We start from the raw sequence: 19,084 nt of genomic DNA on the forward strand, positions 1-19,084 counted from the left end.
CCCTGCCGATCACTTCTTGCGGATCGAGGAGCCGTCAGGTTCCGATGTATGGATATGATGTTAGGCGAAGTTCAATTCTTCTTTCGAATACTCCAATAGATTTCAGTTTCCTCTCTACAATAAAATCCTTCGAGATTTGCATTTATAACAATCTCATCAATTATTTCTTTTGTGGAGCAAAGAAAAGAAAAATGGCTATCCCAATGTGTAGTAATTAAAATTGATTTATCAGGTGTAAACAAATTATGTCTACTAAGATTATCGCTTTGAATTATGTCATCAATATACTCCAGTTTTCTCTTCGTACAAAATTCATCACCTATCCATAACCAATCAAATCCAATTGATTGTACAGCTTTACAAATTCCATCAATAATAAGCTGAGGTAACATACCCTCAATTGGTTCTATTAAATTGTGTTTTTCACATGTTTCATTGATTAATTTGGCAGTTTCTTCATTGCATAGATGCTGCTTTAACCCTAAAACCCTAGTCCTTAAACCTATATCTAATTCCTCGAAATTTCTTATCAAAGAAAGATCTAGAAACTCTGACCAACTAACTGCTTCACAATTCTCGACTAATCTAAACTTGCCTGGATATGTAGATGGATTAAACTCTGAAGTATCTATTGAGATCGGTTTGATAAACGGATGAAAAAATATAAATACTTCATCAAAATGTCCTTGATAATATTTTAAAATAGGTACATCTTCTACCGCACAAACCGCAAACCTATCAGGTTCTGGTAATACTCGAATTTTTTCTTTCATTAATTTCTCACGTTCTTTCAGTTAATTGAATTTCGCCTAACGTTCCTGCATCCACGACGTCCCACCGACTTAAGGCTGCGTCAGCAGCCGGCCGCGATGCGGTTAGTCGGTGCGGATGTGTCCGCTGGATCAGCTTCCCTGCCGATCGCTTCTCGCGGACCGAGGAGCCACCAGGCTCCAATGCGTGGAATAATGTTAGGTGATGTATGACGCTTCATCGAAATACAGTCATGATCTTTTTGGGTAAGTTCATATTTTCGTCTGGATATCCCAATGCAGCATTAATAAATCTACAACCATAATTCATATAATCCATTCTTCTATGAATATGCCCTGAACACCATATTCGACCGTTAATGTCATTAAAAAACTCTTTCCCGTCAAAGTAATAATAACTATTCGACAAATCGCCTTTATAATTGTTAGCAATTGCTGACCAATCCGGCGAGACATGAGTCACTATTACATCTGTAGATGTTAGTACCTTTAGTAATTTGGATTTCTCCTCTTGAAACATATCCTTAACCAATCGAGGCTTTCCTTCAATTAATAATGAGTCATTTGATGTTGACTTCCAATTATCATAGATCTGATTCCAGTCCATATTCAGAACCTGTAATCCGTATTCAAAGTCATACCACATGCCACAACCACCATAAATAACATTATCCAATTCGATTTGAACCCCATCGAGAAAGTAAACTCCTGTTAACTCTTCAGCCATTAACTTCATTTCAATTGATCGCTTTATTGAATTATTTTTATATTTATTTTTCAATGATTTCGTAATTAAGTAATAATCGTGATTTCCTGGTACCAATACAATATATTTATAAAGCTTTTTTAGTTTTACTAGGAATTTGTGGTTTTGAATATTATAGTGACCTAAGTCTCCAGCAATCACTAATGTATTTGAAAGTTCTGATGGGAGAATATCGGTTATAAACCTATCTAGTTTTTTATCTTGCTTTAAATGATTGCTAGAGTTTTCTACCCAAAAATCAAGATGAATATCAGATATTAGATCGAAGCGTATTGTCTTCACCTCCCTTGTCATATTTCACCTAACGTTCCCCTATTCAAGAACCCGAGAACCTTAAGCCCCAAAGGGGCGGCCGCGACGCGGTTAGGTCCGCAGGGTTGTCCGCCTGATACACTTCTCGAAATGCCTCGGCGGACCAAGGGACGGCATAAGCCGTCCGGCCGCGTGAATACCTTGTTATGTGCTGTTTAAGCCATCCTCGTAATACAAACAAATCTGTTTCTATCCCTTTCTCCAAAGGGAAGTCCAAAGAAATGGAACACCAAATAGATTGCTGTTTTTATCCGTAGTTTCCATCATTCTCATTTCAATGCATTCAAAATAATCAGATAGTAAATATCGAATCTTCTCTTCAGTGAATGCTAGACCGCCTTTCATGGACTTCTCTTCATATACATCCCAGTCATTCATACTAAACTGAGGCCCTCCTATATCCCCAAAACCAGGCGCGAAGCAAGTTAATCCAAAATGACCGCCTGACTTTAATCCGTTTCGAATCATTTCTAGATATTGAATTCTTCGATGTGGTAGTAAGTGGTGCATGCAGCCAGAATCATAGATTAAGTCATATTCATTCTTCGGTTATAATTCAAATACGGATTGGCACTGAAAATTAATATCTAAGAATAATTCATTAGCTCTTTCCTTAGCCCAATCAATAGCAACTTGTGATATATCAACTGCATCTACTTCGAATCCGTGTAACTTAAGAAAAATAGCATTGCGACCTGGTCCACAACCGAGTTCCAAAGCTCTTCCCGGATTAATCATACCTGAATTCAAGTAATAATCGAGATTCTCGTCCGGTTTATTATGAAAAAATGGAACTGGTCTTTGCCGATCAGAATAAAACGGATCCCAAAATTGCTTAAAAGGTCGAAACTGAGAATCTAACATCGTGTACAGATCATCTTGATTTTTAATTGTTTTTTCCTTCATCGTACATCTTCCTCATAAATTAGATCTGCTTCAATTGCACATAACGTTCTCGTATTCATGACGCTCGACGAAGTCGAGTGTGTCCGGCTGCCACTGCTTCCCTGCCAACTACATCTGCCGGACCGAGGGGCGAATGCCCCGATGCGTGAACATGGTGTTATGTGATGCCAACGACATCCTCGAATTACTTATGGGTTTAACGTGAAGCAGTCATATACAAATTATATAAATTAGTACATTGGTCAAAACATTCCAGATATAAAATTCTGATTTCATCATTAGAGCATAACTTTAGATAACTTTCTGAATTTATGATCTCTTTGATGGGTAACATCTCAAGATAATATTCCGGGCTATTCTCCTTCATTAACATATCTTTATATCTACTAAGTACCTTTACATAAACATTATCGATAAGTCGATATTGACACTTACTGAGCTCCATCAGGAAGAATTTCTGTATTTCTCTCGCCAGAAACGAACCATTATTATAGGGAGGAGTACCGAAAAAGCAATTACTTACAGGAGACCTATACCAGTACTGACCTTTGTGCCAATGCTTTGTAACAATAAAAGAGTGCCACTTTCGAATTTCTTCATAACGAGATCCTAACACTTGATAGTGGCTTGAATACAGTCGCTCAGTGGATTGTGATAGTAAGTAATTGATTATTTCTTCATTAGTATTTAATTGTGTGACCTTGGTTATCGAACACCAGCAAATATAGTTATTATCTATTTTTCCCAATAGGCATACTTCTTCACCAGGGCTAACATATATCTCAAAATAAAAATCTTTATTGCTAATATCATAATTCGGCTTAACACTATTCTTTGTTGTAATAAGGTTGTATTCAATCATTATAATGACTCCTTTATCAGAGTTTTCGCTGGTTTCACATAACGTTGTTGTATCTACGAACCCTCACTACCTTAAAAGAGCGATAGCGACTGGCCGCGATGCGGTTAGGTAGTGCAGGGTTGTCTGCTGACTCCACTTCCCTGAAAATTCTCCGGCAGACCAAGGGGGCTTGACCCCCGCAGCGTAGATACGTTGTTATGCGATGCCCTTGTCCTCTATGATTAGCTTTCAAATAAAGGTATTGTCACTTCTATTAATTCGTTCTGGTTATCTAAATGCTTTAGCATGCTTTCTATATCTTCTATTCTAATTGTCTTCATAATAATCAAATGTTTTATACTTATTCCAGGTGGATTCATCAATTCATTTTCAAAATAGTTTGCAATTTTTTGTGGCGTCGTGATTAAACACCATCTCTTAGTGTCATCTTCAAAGGTTATAGTCACTTCTAAAAATTCAAAATCATTAACATTATCATCGATTTGTCACGTCTTCATAATTAATATTGGTTCCTCAATAGAAGTGAAATTATAGATGGGAACCCATATTCTTCTCCCATGATTCCCTACTATTCGGTATTTGTTCTCATCCTTATCGACTATTTCATATACTCTCCCTCGAGTTAGAGCATGTTCATACACGCCGATACTTGTACATTTAATTCTTTGAACTTTCATGAAATCACTTCCATTAAATTCTTTATAGATTCATTACATGGGTTTCGCATAACGTCTTTGTATTTACGAAATGACCCAGCCTTAGATAGCTCTTATCTTAGGCTTGGTCATTTGTTGTCTGAGCTTCCCCATGATTATACATCTGACAACCAAGGGGCGATTGCCCCGCAGCGTGAATAATTTGTTATGCGATGTACTTGGCTTCTCCGAGATTCTTACCTATTGTTTTTATTAATTTATTAATCATTTAAGTAATCTATTTTTTATTTTCATTCCTTGTTAAATTTGCAACTATTTTATTAATCATTAATTGATCAAATTAAATTATTACATGTTTTTTTGTATAAAAGAACCCCCCATTTTATTGGAGGGTTCTAGGTTATTCGCTTTGCCCCACATTGGCGGAATTTTGTGGCTTCTTGAACTGAATAGCAACATAAGGAGGCACTGCAGTAACTTCAATTCCGTCAAACCAACTCCAAATTTTGCTCATAAGCAACACTCCAATCCGCTTTATAGTGTTGAGGAAACCGTGGGGGTTTACCCTTTTGTTGAGCAAAACGAACAACCTATCAAGAATCATATCATATTTGTAAAATAACATAAATATGTAATTAATAAGCAGTTAGTCTAGATTTTTTTATTACTCTAGTTTAAAACTATAAATTGATTACCTAAGTAACGATTTAATTAATTCTTCATTATTTGACTCAAGTATTTCGCATAACTCCCATTCCACGAATGTCGCAAATCCACCTCCATCTCGGTCAAATGTGACATTCGCTTTTTTCTCTTACTGAGTATGTTATGCGAAGTTTCCATTTTATTCAATCTCTTTCATCTCTTACATCAGATCCAATGGGCTCTGGATTCGGCGGATATCCCTGATGCTCACATGCGTGTAGATCTCTGTCGTTTTGGAACTGGCATGGCCGAGCAGCTCCTGAATATAACGGATATCCGTTCCCGCTTCCAGCAGGTGCGTCGCAAAGGAATGCCTCAGGGTATGCACCGTCGCCGGCTTTTGAATTCCTGCAAGCAGCTTTGCTTTTTCAAATACGTGCTGAATGCTTCTGACCGTGATGGGCCGTCCCTCTGTTCCTCCTGGGAACAGCCAAACTCGGGGGCGCTCTGTCCGGATGTACTCCTCCAGAAGCTTATAAGCGGTTTGCGACAACAGCGTGTACCGGTCCTTTCTTCCTTTGGCCTGGCGAACATGGATGGTTCCCCGCTCTGCATCCAAATCCTGCACCCTCAATCGCACCGCCTCACTGATCCGCAGTCCCGCGGAGTAAATCAACGTTAACGCTGCTCGATGCTTGATGTTGCTAACGCTGCCAAGCAGCAGCGATACCTCTGTGGCCGACAGAACGGCAGGGAGCTTGTTCTCGCGTTTGGGCCTTGCCCACTCTTTCGGAAAATCGATACGCTTCTCCACATCCCTGAACCAGAATCGCAGCGCACTGATCGCTTGATTCACATAGGTGTGGGATAGCTCCAATTCGAGCTGCTCCAATATATACTTCCTCGCATCCGTCAGCAGCATGTTGTCGAGATGTACTCCGGTGTGATTCATGCATCTTTCCAAATGCCCTACATATGCTTTTTCCGTACTACGGCTGTAACCTCTCATTTTCAATGCGTCTGTACATTTCTTCCGCCAGCGTTGGCCTTGGGAAGAGCATCTCCTCAGCTGCGGGAAACGCTCCTGCACGGAAGCCTCTATCCAAACCGGAGTGTCGGCGAACATCTTTACGAACATATCGATGGTTTCCCCTGTGCAAGGAATGCTCCCCTGTATTCTATCCGGGTGCCACTTGCGTCCCTGCACGCTGCGTATACGCTCGATCCACTCCTTCTCAGGAGGCATAGTTACCCATAACATGCCCGCTGACGCTTCCTTTACTTCTATCTGTTTTCTGCTCATAATCCCCCTCCTTTTCACCCTTGAAGATGAGACACATCCACACACGTTTCCTAAAACGGTCACGATGCCCCTTCTCATTCGGACTAACCTAGTAAATAGAGATTTTTATAGCTCCATGCCCGCAAAAAAAGAGACGGCCTCTTGGCCGTCCCCAATACCTTTGGAAACATCATGCGCTCTATTTATTAGTCTCTTTCGATCGTTACGAGCTGCTCTGCCGCATCCCAGTGTCCCACTGCGCCCAGCGCTTTGGTGATAAAACGCATCGGTACGTAGGCGTAGCCGTCCAGGTTTTGCACCGGCAGGGCGAGCATTTCGCTCACGCCGTTGACGGTGGCCTGCTTCGAGCCCATTTTCAGGACGATCGTGGAGCCTGTCAGGTCATCGGTCAGCGTCATCGTTTTCGTCGCCTGATTCCATTCCAGCTTGGCATCCAGCTCATCGGCTACGTATTTGACAGGCACCATCATCACGTTCTTCACGATGACCGGTTCATAGCCCGGATCGTACAGCACGGTCGGATCTTCGTCCGTATACATGTAGAACGACTTGCGGGTAATCTCCAGGTCATCCTTTAGCAAACGGTACAGCTCGGACTGGCGGTCCAGATGGCGCAGCATCTCGCCTGGCGTCGGTTCGCCGGAACTCACGTCCCACACGCCTTTGGACGTATCCACCGGATGAATCGTTACCGGCTCATTGACCTTCCAGCTCTCGGCTTCGGAATGAACCTTCACCTGCTTGATCGGCAGATCCTCGCCCGCCGGCAGCTGCACGGTCAGGTCCATGTTCTGTTTGCGGATGTTCAGCTTGCTGTCGAGCATGAAGTCGAGGGAAAGCACGGTGTTTTTGCCCAGAACCTCGCTGAGCTCCGGCGATTCCTCGAACAGCCCTGCCACGTTCTTGTCATACTCCGGAAGCAGCCCATCCAGCGCAGACATCAGCTGATCCACAGCTTCGTTGATGTTCTGCTCGATCTCCGCTTTGTCCGGTGTCTCCGTTTCTTCTTCCGGAGCTCCGGCATAGGCTTCAAACAGCGGATAATACGCATCGTACAGACGGGTCATCAGCGCTTTCACGCCTTCCTTATCCTTGGATACGCTCGTCAGGAAGCCTTTGGCCAAGCCAACCAGCTCATCCCCGCGAAGGTCGATATGCAGCTTTTGCAGGGACAGCGATTCTCCGTTCACTTTCTCCGTCACCGGTGTGACCGAGATGGAAGGCGGATTCGGGGTATGCTTGAGCAGGAAGCCCAGCACGTCCTTATACATCTGAATCAAGCTTTCATTGCTCATGTCCATGCCGGGGATCATCATGCCCAGATCCATGTCTTCCAGCTCCAGCGGAACGGATACGGGCTGCGTCATGCCCTCAACCGACAGCGTCAGCGCCTTCTTGTCCATCGACAGATGGAAAGGAAGCTTCTTGCCCTGGAAGTTCACCGCTCCTTCGAGCGATGCCGTATTGGCATCCTGCATCATCACCTGATCCATCGTGACGGACAGCGAACTCAGCAGCTCAATGGCCTTCTTGTCGTCTTCATTCAGATTGCCCTCCACGGGCACCAGCTGCAGGGACATGGTCTGCTTGGACATGGATGACTTCACATCCAGCGTGCCGAGAGCAGCCTTGCTAACGTCTATGCCGCCAACGGACTGACAGCCTGCCAGTACCACCAGAAGCAGGGACAGCATCGCGGCCAGCCCCCATTTGAAACGCTTCTTCATTATTTTTCCTCCAATGTATTCATGATTATTTCCATATCCCGGAATTATCCCGGTTGAATATAGTATGCCAGCGCTTGTCTGTTCATGTAAATACAATTTTTCATGAATATGGAATCGCCTGTGGGATCAGGTATGCACCAAAAAGCCAACCCCCGCGCTGCCTGCAGCAAAACCCGAAGTTGGCTTATTCTTTTCACGTTCATGTATGAAAGCTCGTCTTCACCCGTGTAGACCAAATAAAGATTGCCTTGTCTTCCCTTGATCCAGGGTTCATTCCCGTTGTCAGAGCTGTCCACTCTTTAGCTCATCCGATCTAGCAACTAAGCGGATACCTCAACCTTCTTGCCCACGATCACCAGATCCCTCTCGATTCCATCCAGCTCCGCCACGCCCGGCAGAAAGCCCCAATCCTCAAAGCCGTACTTCCGCAGCAGCCCGAGGCTCGGATCGTTATGTCCGAAAACAAAGCCGACAAGGCGCTTGATTCCAAGGCCCGGACAGGCTTCAAACGCTTTTTCCAGCAAAATCCCGCCCACGCCCTTGCCGCGGCAAGCCTCCGATACATAGATGCTGATCTCCGCCGTCGCATTGTACGCCGCCCGTCCGTAAAAGGATTGGAAGCTCAGCCACGCCAGGATCTCTCCATCCGACTTCAGAACCCACAGCGGGCGGTGATGGCTGTTATGCTCTTCGAACCAGGGCTGTCGGCTTTCGGCCGTCACCGGCTCCAGATCCGCGGTTACCTTTCTGCCGGCAATCGTGGAATTATAAATGGCGACGATGGCGGCCAGATCCTCTGCCTTCGCGTCTTCGATCGTATAGTTATCCAGCTTCATGATGCGTTCATTCCCCCTGCGTTCATCCGATATGGTTTGTCTCTATTTTATAGGAAGAAAAGCGATTGCGCCATCGGTACAGCATGTCTTTCGAGCATGAGTCAGCTGATACGGCATGGCACCCATGTCCTCGAATCCATTCCGGCCCTACCCGGCAGCAGGTGCTGGACGGGGGCGGTTTTGCGTAGTCAGAATGTTCTGTACTGCTAAAGCAGTCAGCGTATGTTTTACACGGCTCGATCTTAGCAAGTAGATGATCGATATGCCGTCGATCAGCCCTTTACTCCTTAAGGCCCCTGGCGGAATCAAGATTCTTTTTCAATGCCATGATCTTCACCTCTCTTCATGAAAGGCTCACCGCACATCCCCGTCCCGCGATGCAGGGAATCCACCATCCACCAGCCCAACTTGCTCGCAGCTCCATGCCCACAGCCGCTTGGCGTCCTCCCTGTTGTCCGCTTTGGCCGACAGCTTCTGAGGCTTCTTCTTGTAAAAATATTGCCCGCTTACCTCCGCAAGCTCCGGCGCCGTGGCCAGATAGATGGCCGTATCCGCCCCCTGCTCGGGCGTCAGGAAGAATGGCCGTATCATCGCCATGACCCCTTTGCCAAATCCGGTATCGCGGTTAACGCCAATCTGCGTGCCGACAGCCCCCGGATGTACGCAGTTGGCGGTCACCTTCGTGCCGGCAAGGCGCGAAGCCAGCTCCTTCGTGAACAGGATGTTCGCGAGCTTCGACTGCGCATAGGCTTTGGCCGGATTGAATCCTCGCTTCAGGAACGGATCGTTAAAATGAATTTTGCCCGCCTTATAGGCACCCGAGGCGACGGTGACGACCCTTCCCTGCGAGGAAGCGCACAGCGGGTCCAGCAGCAAATTGGTCAGCAGAAAGTGTCCCAGATGATTGACCCCGAGGTCCATCTCGAAGCCGTCCGCCGTTTCCTGACGCTTGATCATGACCACGCCGGCATTGTTGAGAAGCACATCCAGCATGGGGTAATGCTCCGTAAATTCCTGTGCAAACGCGCGAATGCTGGACAATTTGCCCAAGTCGCAGAGCATCAGCCGGATCTGCTTCGATCCGCTTTGCCGGATGGCTGCAGCCAGCGCCTCCTGCCCCCGCTGCTCGTTACGGCATACCATGATCACCTCGGCCCCCTGCTTGGCCAGCGCGACCGTGGAAGCCAGCCCCATGCCCGAATTGGCTCCCGTCACTACCGCAATCTTAGCCATCTCTCATTCCTCCCGCCCTAAATTCCAATTCCTGGTTCCTATTTGTAATTAAACATGTCAGCGTCAGGAAATCAATTGTTTTATCGGCGTTTTTTTATTTTTGCCGCCTGCAGCCTTATAATAAAGAAGACAGTATCTACAACCAGAGGAGGTGCGCCGGATCTTTATCCGGATACCCTATGAAACTTGGACATCGAATCGCTTCAATGGAACTATATGCGCAGCCGGATGCTGCGGAGCCGGATTATCAGCCTGTGCTGCTGTGGGATGAGAGCGGCGCCACGCTGGTGGACACCGGCAATGTCGGGCAATTGGACCAGCTGACCCGCGCCGTACAGGAGGCCGGACTTCAGCTTTCCGATATCAAACGGATCATCATGACGCATCAGGATATTGACCATGTCGGCAATTTGGCCGCATTAACGAAAGCTTTTCCAGAAATCGAGGTCTGGGCGCATCCCGCTGACATTCCTTACATCACGGGCGCGAAGCGCATCATCAAAATGACGGACGAGCGGCTGTCCCGCATGCCGGAAACGGCAAGAAGCGCGATCCTAGCGCTGTTCGGCGAGTTGCCTTCGATCCGAATCTCGCGCGAACTGAAGGACGGGGAAACGCTCCCTATTCACGGAGGGATGCGCGTGATCCATACGCCCGGCCATACGCCGGGGCATATCTGCCTGTACCTGCCTGAGGAGAAGCTTTTGCTGGCCGCGGACGAGCTGCGCGTGGTGGACGGCGATCTGGCGGGTCCGGCGGAAGCCTTCACCCCGAATATGGAAGAAGCCGTGCAGAGCATGCACAAATTGACGAATCTGCCGCTGGACAGCATATTCTGCTACCATGGCGGCCTTTATGACCGGGAACCGGCGGTGCGAATCGCCGATCTGCTCTCCACTCTGGAGCAGCATTAATCTCCGGGCGGCCATTCAGTCCTGGCGCAGGAGTGTTATAATAAGCTTTATGGATGCATGAACTTGGAAAGGAAGACCTGAATATGAACAACCGTATGAAACAACTGGAACAATCGATGAACGACAAAGGACTCGACAGCCTGCTGGTGACCGATCCCAAGCATGTGTATTATTTGACCGGATTCGCGAGCGATCCGCATGAACGTTTTCTCGGCCTTCTGCTCGTGCAGGGCGAAGAGCCGCTGCTGATCGTGCCTGCGCTGGATGCCGAAGCGGCGAGCGCTGCCTCGAGCGTGAAGAACATCCTGACGCACAGCGACACGGATAATCCGTACCTGCTGCTGCAGGAGCAGTTCAAAGGCAGCATCGGAACGCTCGGCATCGAAAAGGAACAGCTGACCGTGGCGCGTTACGAAGAGCTGTCCGCCTCCGTATCCGCCAAGCAGTACGCCGACATCGGCCCGCTGCTCCGCAGCATGCGCGTCAACAAATCGCCTGAGGAGATCAAGCGCATGAAGCATGCGATGGAGCTCATCGAGGAAGTGCTGCGCCAGGGACTGAAGAGCGTGAAGGTCGGCGTCACCGAAATCGAGATCGTCGCCGAACTCGAATATTTAATGAAGAAACTCGGTGCACAGGGTCCATCCTTCGACACGATGGTGCTGTCCGGACCGAAAACCGCGCTGCCGCACGGAACGCCCGGAGACCGCAAGATCCAGCACGGCGACCTGCTCATGTTCGACATGGGTGTGTACGCAGACGGCTATGCCTCCGACATTACCCGTACCTTCGCGGTGGGCGACATCTCCCCGGAGCTGAAGAGCATCTATAACGCGGTGCTGGAAGCCAACCTCGCAGGCATTCAGGCGATCCAGCCTGGCGTCACCCTTGCTTCGGTGGACCAAGCGGCGCGCGCTGCCATCGACAAAGCAGGCTACGGCCCTTACTTCCTGCATCGCCTCGGCCACGGCCTCGGCATGGACGTTCATGAATATCCATCGGTGCACGGCAACAATACCGACCTGGTCCAACCGGGCATGGTATTTACCGTGGAGCCGGGCGTCTATGTGGCAGGGCTTGGCGGCGTCCGCATCGAGGACGATATTTTCGTGACCGAAAACGGCGTGGAAGTCCTCACCTCCTACCCGAAAGAGCTGATCACGCTCGAGGGCTGATTTATGATTCCGTCCAGGCGGATTCAACAAAAAAACCGGATGCTCATCCTCAGCGGATGCGGCTTCCGGTTTTTGCGTATGTGCAACCATATCATTTGATTCAGGTAATACCTACTTCATTTATTCCTTATCGTCATCGGCAAACTTGAAATCGCGGGCAATGTACAGGAACGGCGTCCCTACAGCGGTCAGCACGAACTTGATGACGTACGTCGTCAGGAACACTTCGAGCCAGATCGTCCAGGTGAACCCTTCCCTTCCGGCAAAGGCGATCACGCAGAAAATGAGCGTATCCACGAGCGAGCTGATCATCGTGCTGCCGTTGTTGCGGATCCAGAACTGATGACGCTTGCCGTAAAATTTGCGGATCCAGGTGTACAGCTTCACGTCCAGGAACTGGCTGACAAAATAGGCCGTCAAGCTTCCGAGCGCGAGCCGCGGCATCAGGCCGAAAATGCTCCGCAGCGCCTTCTGCATCTCGTCGTCGGCTCCCCCAAGCGGCGAGAAATAAAGAGCCATCTGCATCAGCACGGTCGTCATGACCAGGGTGAAGAAGCCGAACCAGACCGCCTTTTGCGCTTCCTTCCTGCCGTACTTCTCGTTCAGCAGGTCGCTTGTCATATACAAGCTGACGTACATCGTATTCCCGAGCGTCATGGCGATGCCGAAAATATCGATCGTTTTGGTCACCTGAATGTTGGCTACCACGGTCGCAACACCGATCCAGGCATACAAGCCCTTTTTGCCGAACAGACGGTAACACAGCAAATACAGCGAAAAATTCACGAGTACGTAAACGATACCCCATAGTAAGTTGAACATGATGTATCCTCCTAGTTTTGATTACGCGGGATGGTTGCGAACCGCGGTTTTCGATGCAGCTCCGCCGCTCAAAAACATGTTCTAATGTAACATAATCTTGTCCCCGTGGCTACGGTTTTTTTCCGGTGGTTAAGATTGCCGGACAGCTGCGGCTGGATAGCAAAAAGCCCCGGCATTCTGCCGGGGCTTTCCTCTCTTGTATGCATGCGTCAGCACGCAATCTTAAGCGTGTGCCGCGCTATCGAGATCCACATTATTGTTGAAGACGTCGTGGTCGTTCTCTTTCAGCACCTTACTCGATACGAGCCCTGCCACCATGGAGTCGTTGACGTTCAGCGCCGTACGGCCCATGTCGATCAGCGGTTCGACCGAGATCAGAAGACCGGCGAGTGCGACCGGAAGGTTCATTGTCGACAGGACGATCAGGGAAGCGAAGGTTGCTCCCCCACCAACGCCCGCAACGCCGAAGGAACTGATGACCACGATCAGGATCAGCTTCACGATGAAGCTCCAGCTCAGCGGATCGATGCCGACCGTCGGCGCGATCATGCAGGCGAGCATGGCCGGATAGATGCCGGCGCAGCCATTCTGGCCGATCGTAGCCCCAAAGGTCGCGGACAGGTTGGCAATCCCGTCGGATACGCCCAGCTTCTTCGTCTGCGTCTCCACGTTCAGCGGAATCGTAGCAGCGCTCGAACGGGACGTGAACGCAAAGGTCAGCGTCGGGAACACCTTTCTTACGTACTGGATCGGATTGAACCCGAACAGCGCGATGATGACCAGGTGGATGATGAACATGATGATCAAGGCCACGTACGATGCTCCCACGAACTTGATCAGCTTCAGGATTTCATCCACGTTGGTGGTCGCCACCGTTTTGGTGATCAAGGCCAAGATGCCGTATGGCGTCAGCCTGAGCACGAGCGTGACGATCCTAAGCACGACGGCGTAAACAGCTTCAACCATTTTCCGGAAGGTTGCGGCCTGCTCCGGCTTCTTGCGGTCGATTCCGAGAACCGCCACCCCGATGAACGCGGAGAAAATGACGACGGCCAGCGTGGAAGAGCGGCGTGCGCCCGTCATGTCGGCAAAAGGATTCGTCGGCACGAATTCCAGAATCTGCTGCGGAATTGTCTTATCCTCAACATCTCCCAATCTCTCCTCGAGCTTCTGGCCCTGCGCATTTTCGCGGTCGCCCGCTTTAATGTCAATGGCTTTCAGGTTAAAGCTGAGGCTCACGGCGATACTCACGGCGGCTGCAATCGCCACGGTCACCAGCAGCACCGCAATGATCGATCCGCTCATCTTGCCGAGATTCTGTCTACCTTTCAAATTCATGATAGCGGAGATGATCGACACCATAATGAGCGGCACGACCACCATCTGCAGCAGGCCGACATAGCCGTAGCCCGCCAGGTTGAACCAATCGGTCGACTTCGCAATGACGGCAGAGTCAACACCGAAAATCAGCTGCAAGACGACGCCGAACACAACCCCGAGTCCAAGTCCGGCAAACACGCGTTTTGTGAACGAAACATGCTTCTTCTGCATCCAAAGCAGCAGTCCGATGAGAGCGAGCATGACGATCACATTGACGATAACCCATAATGTATTCATCTACTTTTGTGCACCCCTTTTATGGTAAGGCTTCCGCGAGATCCTCCGTCCGCACACGGATGTCCGCATTGCCTGATTAACCAATAGTTATGTGCCCGGGCCAGGATTTAAACCTTGCCAAATGTCAAGCTTTTCATATCCGGTCCGAAACTGTTTCTTATATTAGCACAATTCATAGTATTTGGATAGGATTAATTTTATAACTTTTTTTGCCTAAAAAAATAAGCCATCCCCCGAATTTCTTCTGGATGACTTACTCCTGTTTTTACCCATTTTGCTAAAATATAACCCATTTTATAACATGAACCGAAGTTTATCCTTGTCTCACCTTAACCTTGATTCCATCCGGAATACAGGCGATGTGCTTTCCCATTCTTGCGTACCCTTGATAAAAAACACCCGGACCTGTTCGGAATCTAACGGCTGATGCCGAGCAGCTTGTAGATTTCGTCCATCCGGAGATGCTGCCTTACCGTTTCCGCCACGCGGTTGAACTCGCTCTCCTTGCGTTCTTTAACCGAAAGGGCATGATCTGCAAGAGGGAGTCCTTTGGCTTTGCGGATGGCATTAAGCCATCCCGTTCGAAAAGCATCATTGTGGAAAATGCCGTGCAGGTACGTGCCCCACACGCGGCCGCCCTTGGCGCCGCAGCCCTCCGGTTTGAAATCGCCGCTGGCCTCCTCACGAATGTGAAACAGCGGGTATGCGCCCTCTTTCGCGGCCTCCATCATGCGGGTGCTGCCCATATGAATTTCATAGCCTTCAATCGGCACCCGAACCGAAGGGTCAAGCCCTTCAAGTCGTACCGGGCACGAAGCCTGCAGCGTACCGCTGACGCGGACGGTTCTTTTGTCCTCAGCAAAAAGCGTCTCAAGCGGCAGGTACCCAAGCCCCTCCGCCTCAGCGGGAATAGCGTTCTCCATGCCATGCGGATCGCCAAGGGTTCTGCCCAGCATCTGATAGCCCCCGCATATGCCGACCAATTGGGTAACTCCGGACTGCATGGCCCGGGAGATTGCAGACTCAAAGCCCTGTTCCCTGAGATGGTTCAGGTCTCCGATCGTATTCTTCGTTCCCGGCAAAATAACGACGTCCGGCGTTCCGAGATCCGCCGGCCGGCTGACGAAACGCACAGATACCCCTGGCTCCTCCATGAGCGGGTCGAAATCCGTGAAGTTCGAGATGCGCGGACTGCGGATCACCGCGATATCGATGTCTGCGGCTACCGCAGCCGGGGCAGATGCCGCTTCCAGAACGACCGAGTCTTCCGCTTCCAGGCGCAAATCATGCATGTACGGCAGCACGCCCAGCACCGGGATGCCTGTCCGCTTCTCCAGCCAATCCAGTCCGGGCTGCAGCAGTGCCAGATCGCCGCGGAACTTGTTGATGATAAACCCTTTGACCCGCTGGCGCTCATGCGGCTCCAGCAGTTCCAGCGTACCGACAAGAAAGGCAAAGACGCCCCCGCGGTCGATGTCCGCGACCAGCACGACCGGCGCGTCCGCCCAGCCGGCCAGATTCATGTTCACGATATCGCGGTCCTTCAGATTGATCTCGGCCGGGCTCCCCGCACCTTCCATCACGACGATGTCATAGGCGGAACGGAGGCGTCCCAGCGCTTCCATCACCGTCTCTTTGGCGGTCGGCAAATAGCGGCTCCGGTAATCCGATGCGCTCATGTTCGCGAGCGGCCGGCCGTGAACCACGATCTGGGAATGCATGTCTCCCGTCGGCTTGATCAGAATCGGATTCATATCCGTTGTAGCCGCAATTCCGCAGGCTTCCGCCTGCATGCCCTGGGCTCTGCCAATTTCCTTGCCGTCCTCGGTGACATAGGAATTCAGGGCCATATTTTGCGATTTAAACGGAGCCGTCCGGAAGCCATCCTGCATGAAAATACGGCAAAGCGCGGCTGTGATGACGCTTTTGCCCACATCCGATGCGGTGCCCTGCAGCATCAGCACAGCCGCGCTTCCGGCGCTCCCCTGCTCGATCTTGTTCATGATGGGTATTCCCCCTTTGTTTAAAACAGCAATTCTGGCTGAATGTACTGACGGTGATGCTAATGACGAGACCTTTAACGATGCAGAATGATGACAAGCACCAGCAGCAACACCGTTTCGATGCCCTCGTTCAGCGCGCCGTAAGTGTCGCCGGTCAGGCCGCCGAGCTTGCGGGTCATCCGGCGCGCCGCCCAGACTCCGGCAGCCCAAGCCGCTAGCGGCAGCAGCAGCCATGACAAACCCGCCCGCAGCAGGCTGAAGTCGCCGATGCCCAGCAGCGGAAACAAGGCCGCGGCCGCAGCGGTCAGCATGGCAGCCCCCGGCACGGCCGCCAGGCTGTGGCGCTTTTGCATGCCGTTGAAATTCTGCCCGGCAAGGCCCTCCTTGCCCCTGGCCATCGGCCAGGACGCCATCGCGTGCACCATGAACCAGCGGCTCCAGATCGGCGGCAGCAGCAAGAGCAGCGGCGGCAGTCCTCCGGTCAACAGGGAGTAGACCAGCGATGTTTTCAGCAGCAGGAGCAGCACGCAGGCCAGCACGCCCATCGCGCCGACCCGGCTATCCTTCATAATCTCCAGCATCTTCTCCCGGGACCGGTAGCTGAGCAGCCCGTCGGCGGTATCCATCCAGCCGTCCAGATGCAAGCCCCCGGTCAACGCGACCCAGAGCGCAACAATCACTACCGCCGCAGGCAGCGGCGGCAGCAGATACGATGCCGCAGCGGCACCGCACCAGACAGCCGCGCCGATGGCAGCCCCCACCAGCGGATAGAAGCGCGTGCTCTGCCGGAACAGCTCCGGCGTGTAATCCAGCTGCGCTTTGACAGGGAAACGGGAAAGAAATTGAAAAGCGGCGGCAAGCGCCTGCGTTCCTTGTCTCATAGCCGGTACTCCCTGCTCTTCAGCTCGATCGGGATTCCCACGGTCACGAGAAACACCTGGCTGCTGACGCGGGCCACCGATTGATTCAAGATGCCGGCATAATCGCGGAACAGCCGCCCCAGCGCATACTCCGGTACGATCCCGTCCCCGACCTCGTTCGTCACCAGCACAAGCGTACCCGGATAGGTCCGGATCTGCTCGACCAGCGTATCAATCGCCTCACGGATGCGCTTCTCCATATCTTGTTGTCCTTCGGCTTCCAATATCACGTTCGACAGCCATAACGTCAGACAGTCCACCAGCACCGCCGGCGACTCTGCCTCTGCCTGCCAGGCTGCCAGCAGCTCCGCCAGCCGCAGCGGCTCTTCGGCCGTGTACCACGCGAAGTCCGACCGGCTTCGCTGCTCCCGGTGGAGCGCGATCCGGTCCTTCATTTCCTGGTCAAATGCCTGCGCCGTCGCCACATACACCGCCCTGTCCGCATTTGCCATGATCCATCGTTCCGCGAAGGAGCTCTTTCCGCTCCTTGCGCCGCCCGTTACGAGAATGCTCATGGCTGTTCAGGCGCTCCGCTGCCGGAAATGCCGGCGCTTTCGAACGTGGCCATTTCGCTGACGATCCGGCAGGCCGCATCGATCAACGTCAGGCCAAGCACCCCGCCTGTTCCTTCTCCGATGCGCATATCGAGGTCGAGGCCCGGACGCAGATCCAGCGCCTGCAGCAGCAGCCGGTGACCCTGTTCATGGGAAGCATGGGATGCCACCATGAATGCGGCCGATTCCGGCGAAATTGCCCGGGCGAGCAGAGCCGCCGCGCTGGAAATGAAGCCGTCGATGATGACCGGGCAGCGATTGGCCGCGGCTCCCAGGATCACCCCCGTCAGGCCGCCGATCTCCAGACCCCCGACTTTCGCAAGCACGTCGATGGGATCCGCCGCATCCGGCGCATTTAATTCCAGGGCTTTCTCGATGACGGAAATTTTATGCTTAAGCCGTTCATCATCCAGGCCCGTGCCCCTCCCGGCTGCTTCCCGCGGCTCCGTGCGGGTCATCGCGCACATGACGGCCGCGCTGGCGGTCGTATTGCCGATCCCCATTTCGCCCGTTACAAAAATGCTTACGCCCCGCTTGACCGCCTCCTCCACGACCCGGATTCCGGACTCGATGGAGAGCTCCGCCTCGGCGCGCGTCATCGCCGGTCCCTTGGCCATATTGGCCGTGCCGAACCGGACCTTGCGGAAAGAAGCTGTGGATGCGAAATATCGTTGTTCACGCCGATGTCCACGCACACCACTTCGGCTCCGGCCTGTCTGGCCAGCACGTTAACGGCAGCCCCGCCGGACAGGAAGTTGAAGATCATCTGCGAGGTCACCTCCTGCGGGAAAGCACTGACGCCTTCCTCGCAGACGCCGTGGTCCGCAGCCATCACGATCACTTCCTTTTTCGGAAACGACGGCTTGATCTGTCCGGTGATTCCCGCCAGCTGCACGGCAAGCGATTCAAGCTTCCCCAGAGCGCCGGGTGGAACCGTCAGATTGCCGATATGAGCCGCTTCCGCGCGGGATGCCTCCATATCAAGCCCGGTAATTTGTCCGACATATTGCTCTAAAAATGAGTTCATGACTTTCCCTCCCCAGATATGCACAACTTCTATGTA

General features: G+C 51.2%; 15 protein-coding genes and 2 pseudogenes. 2 read left to right on the top strand and 15 right to left on the bottom strand.

Annotated features, from left to right (window positions below; translation table 11 throughout):
* Positions 1–71: 71 nt before the first annotated feature.
* The 9 genes and pseudogenes from ACTHPM_RS14260 to ACTHPM_RS14300 all read right to left on the bottom strand — a co-directional run bounded on the left by ACTHPM_RS14260 (position 72) and on the right by ACTHPM_RS14300 (position 10,016).
* Complete coding sequence (locus tag ACTHPM_RS14260) at positions 72–773, bottom strand: DUF2711 family protein (protein WP_440395700.1); 702 nt, start codon at positions 771–773, stop codon at positions 72–74.
* 80 nt (positions 774–853) lie between these two features.
* Positions 854–991, bottom strand: a complete 138-nt coding sequence (locus ACTHPM_RS14265; protein WP_440395699.1) for a hypothetical protein — start codon at positions 989–991, stop codon at positions 854–856.
* Positions 988–1,818: a metallophosphoesterase family protein gene (locus ACTHPM_RS14270; protein ID WP_440395698.1), complete on the bottom strand. Its 831-nt coding sequence runs from the start codon at positions 1,816–1,818 to the stop codon at positions 988–990. Before ACTHPM_RS14270 ends, ACTHPM_RS14265 begins: the two co-directional genes overlap by 4 nt.
* A gap of 219 nt (positions 1,819–2,037) precedes the next feature.
* Positions 2,038–2,754: pseudogene (locus ACTHPM_RS14275) on the bottom strand (class I SAM-dependent methyltransferase).
* Between the two features lie 196 nt (positions 2,755–2,950).
* Complete coding sequence (locus ACTHPM_RS14280) at positions 2,951–3,616, bottom strand: hypothetical protein (RefSeq protein WP_440395697.1); 666 nt, start codon at positions 3,614–3,616, stop codon at positions 2,951–2,953.
* A 1,521-nt stretch (positions 3,617–5,137) separates the two neighbouring features.
* Positions 5,138–6,220, bottom strand: coding sequence for a tyrosine-type recombinase/integrase (locus tag ACTHPM_RS14285; RefSeq protein ID WP_440395696.1), 1,083 nt, complete (start codon positions 6,218–6,220; stop codon positions 5,138–5,140).
* 185 nt (positions 6,221–6,405) lie between these two features.
* Complete coding sequence (locus ACTHPM_RS14290) at positions 6,406–7,947, bottom strand: stalk domain-containing protein (protein WP_440395695.1); 1,542 nt, start codon at positions 7,945–7,947, stop codon at positions 6,406–6,408.
* A gap of 320 nt (positions 7,948–8,267) precedes the next feature.
* Complete coding sequence (locus ACTHPM_RS14295; RefSeq protein ID WP_440395694.1) at positions 8,268–8,783, bottom strand: N-acetyltransferase family protein; 516 nt, start codon at positions 8,781–8,783, stop codon at positions 8,268–8,270.
* Positions 8,784–9,137: 354 nt separating this feature from the next.
* Positions 9,138–10,016 carry an SDR family oxidoreductase gene (locus ACTHPM_RS14300; protein ID WP_440395693.1) on the bottom strand — a complete coding sequence of 293 codons (879 nt, stop codon included), beginning with the start codon at positions 10,014–10,016 and terminating at the stop codon, positions 9,138–9,140.
* A 179-nt stretch (positions 10,017–10,195) separates the two neighbouring features.
* Between ACTHPM_RS14300 and ACTHPM_RS14305 the strand changes: the two genes are divergently transcribed.
* Positions 10,196–10,930 (top strand): MBL fold metallo-hydrolase, encoded by a 735-nt coding sequence (locus ACTHPM_RS14305; protein ID WP_440395692.1) that lies wholly within the window; start codon positions 10,196–10,198, stop codon positions 10,928–10,930.
* A gap of 83 nt (positions 10,931–11,013) precedes the next feature.
* Entirely contained in the window at positions 11,014–12,105 is a 1,092-nt protein-coding gene (locus ACTHPM_RS14310) for a M24 family metallopeptidase (RefSeq protein WP_440395691.1), read from the top strand.
* Positions 12,106–12,225: 120 nt separating this feature from the next.
* Here the strand turns inward: ACTHPM_RS14310 and ACTHPM_RS14315 are convergent, their stop codons facing one another.
* The 6 genes and pseudogenes from ACTHPM_RS14315 to cobT form a co-directional block, all read right to left on the bottom strand.
* Entirely contained in the window at positions 12,226–12,927 is a 702-nt protein-coding gene (locus ACTHPM_RS14315) for a queuosine precursor transporter (RefSeq protein WP_440395690.1), read from the bottom strand.
* 222 nt (positions 12,928–13,149) lie between these two features.
* Positions 13,150–14,544 carry an L-cystine transporter gene (locus tag ACTHPM_RS14320; protein WP_440395689.1) on the bottom strand — a complete coding sequence of 465 codons (1,395 nt, stop codon included), beginning with the start codon at positions 14,542–14,544 and terminating at the stop codon, positions 13,150–13,152.
* Between the two features lie 416 nt (positions 14,545–14,960).
* Positions 14,961–16,547, bottom strand: coding sequence for a cobyric acid synthase (locus ACTHPM_RS14325; protein ID WP_440395688.1), 1,587 nt, complete (start codon positions 16,545–16,547; stop codon positions 14,961–14,963).
* 74 nt (positions 16,548–16,621) lie between these two features.
* Positions 16,622–17,428, bottom strand: a complete 807-nt coding sequence (gene cobS / locus ACTHPM_RS14330; protein ID WP_440395687.1) for an adenosylcobinamide-GDP ribazoletransferase — start codon at positions 17,426–17,428, stop codon at positions 16,622–16,624.
* Complete coding sequence (gene cobU / locus ACTHPM_RS14335) at positions 17,425–17,982, bottom strand: bifunctional adenosylcobinamide kinase/adenosylcobinamide-phosphate guanylyltransferase (RefSeq protein WP_440395686.1); 558 nt, start codon at positions 17,980–17,982, stop codon at positions 17,425–17,427. Before cobU ends, cobS begins: the two co-directional genes overlap by 4 nt.
* Positions 17,979–19,048 (bottom strand): annotated as a pseudogene (gene cobT, locus ACTHPM_RS14340) (nicotinate-nucleotide--dimethylbenzimidazole phosphoribosyltransferase). Before cobT ends, cobU begins: the two are co-directional and overlap by 4 nt.
* Between the last annotated feature and the right edge of the window lie 36 nt (positions 19,049–19,084).

This window comes from Paenibacillus sp. SAFN-054 (genome assembly GCF_051966755.1).
GTDB lineage: Bacteria > Bacillota > Bacilli > Paenibacillales > Paenibacillaceae > Paenibacillus_AQ.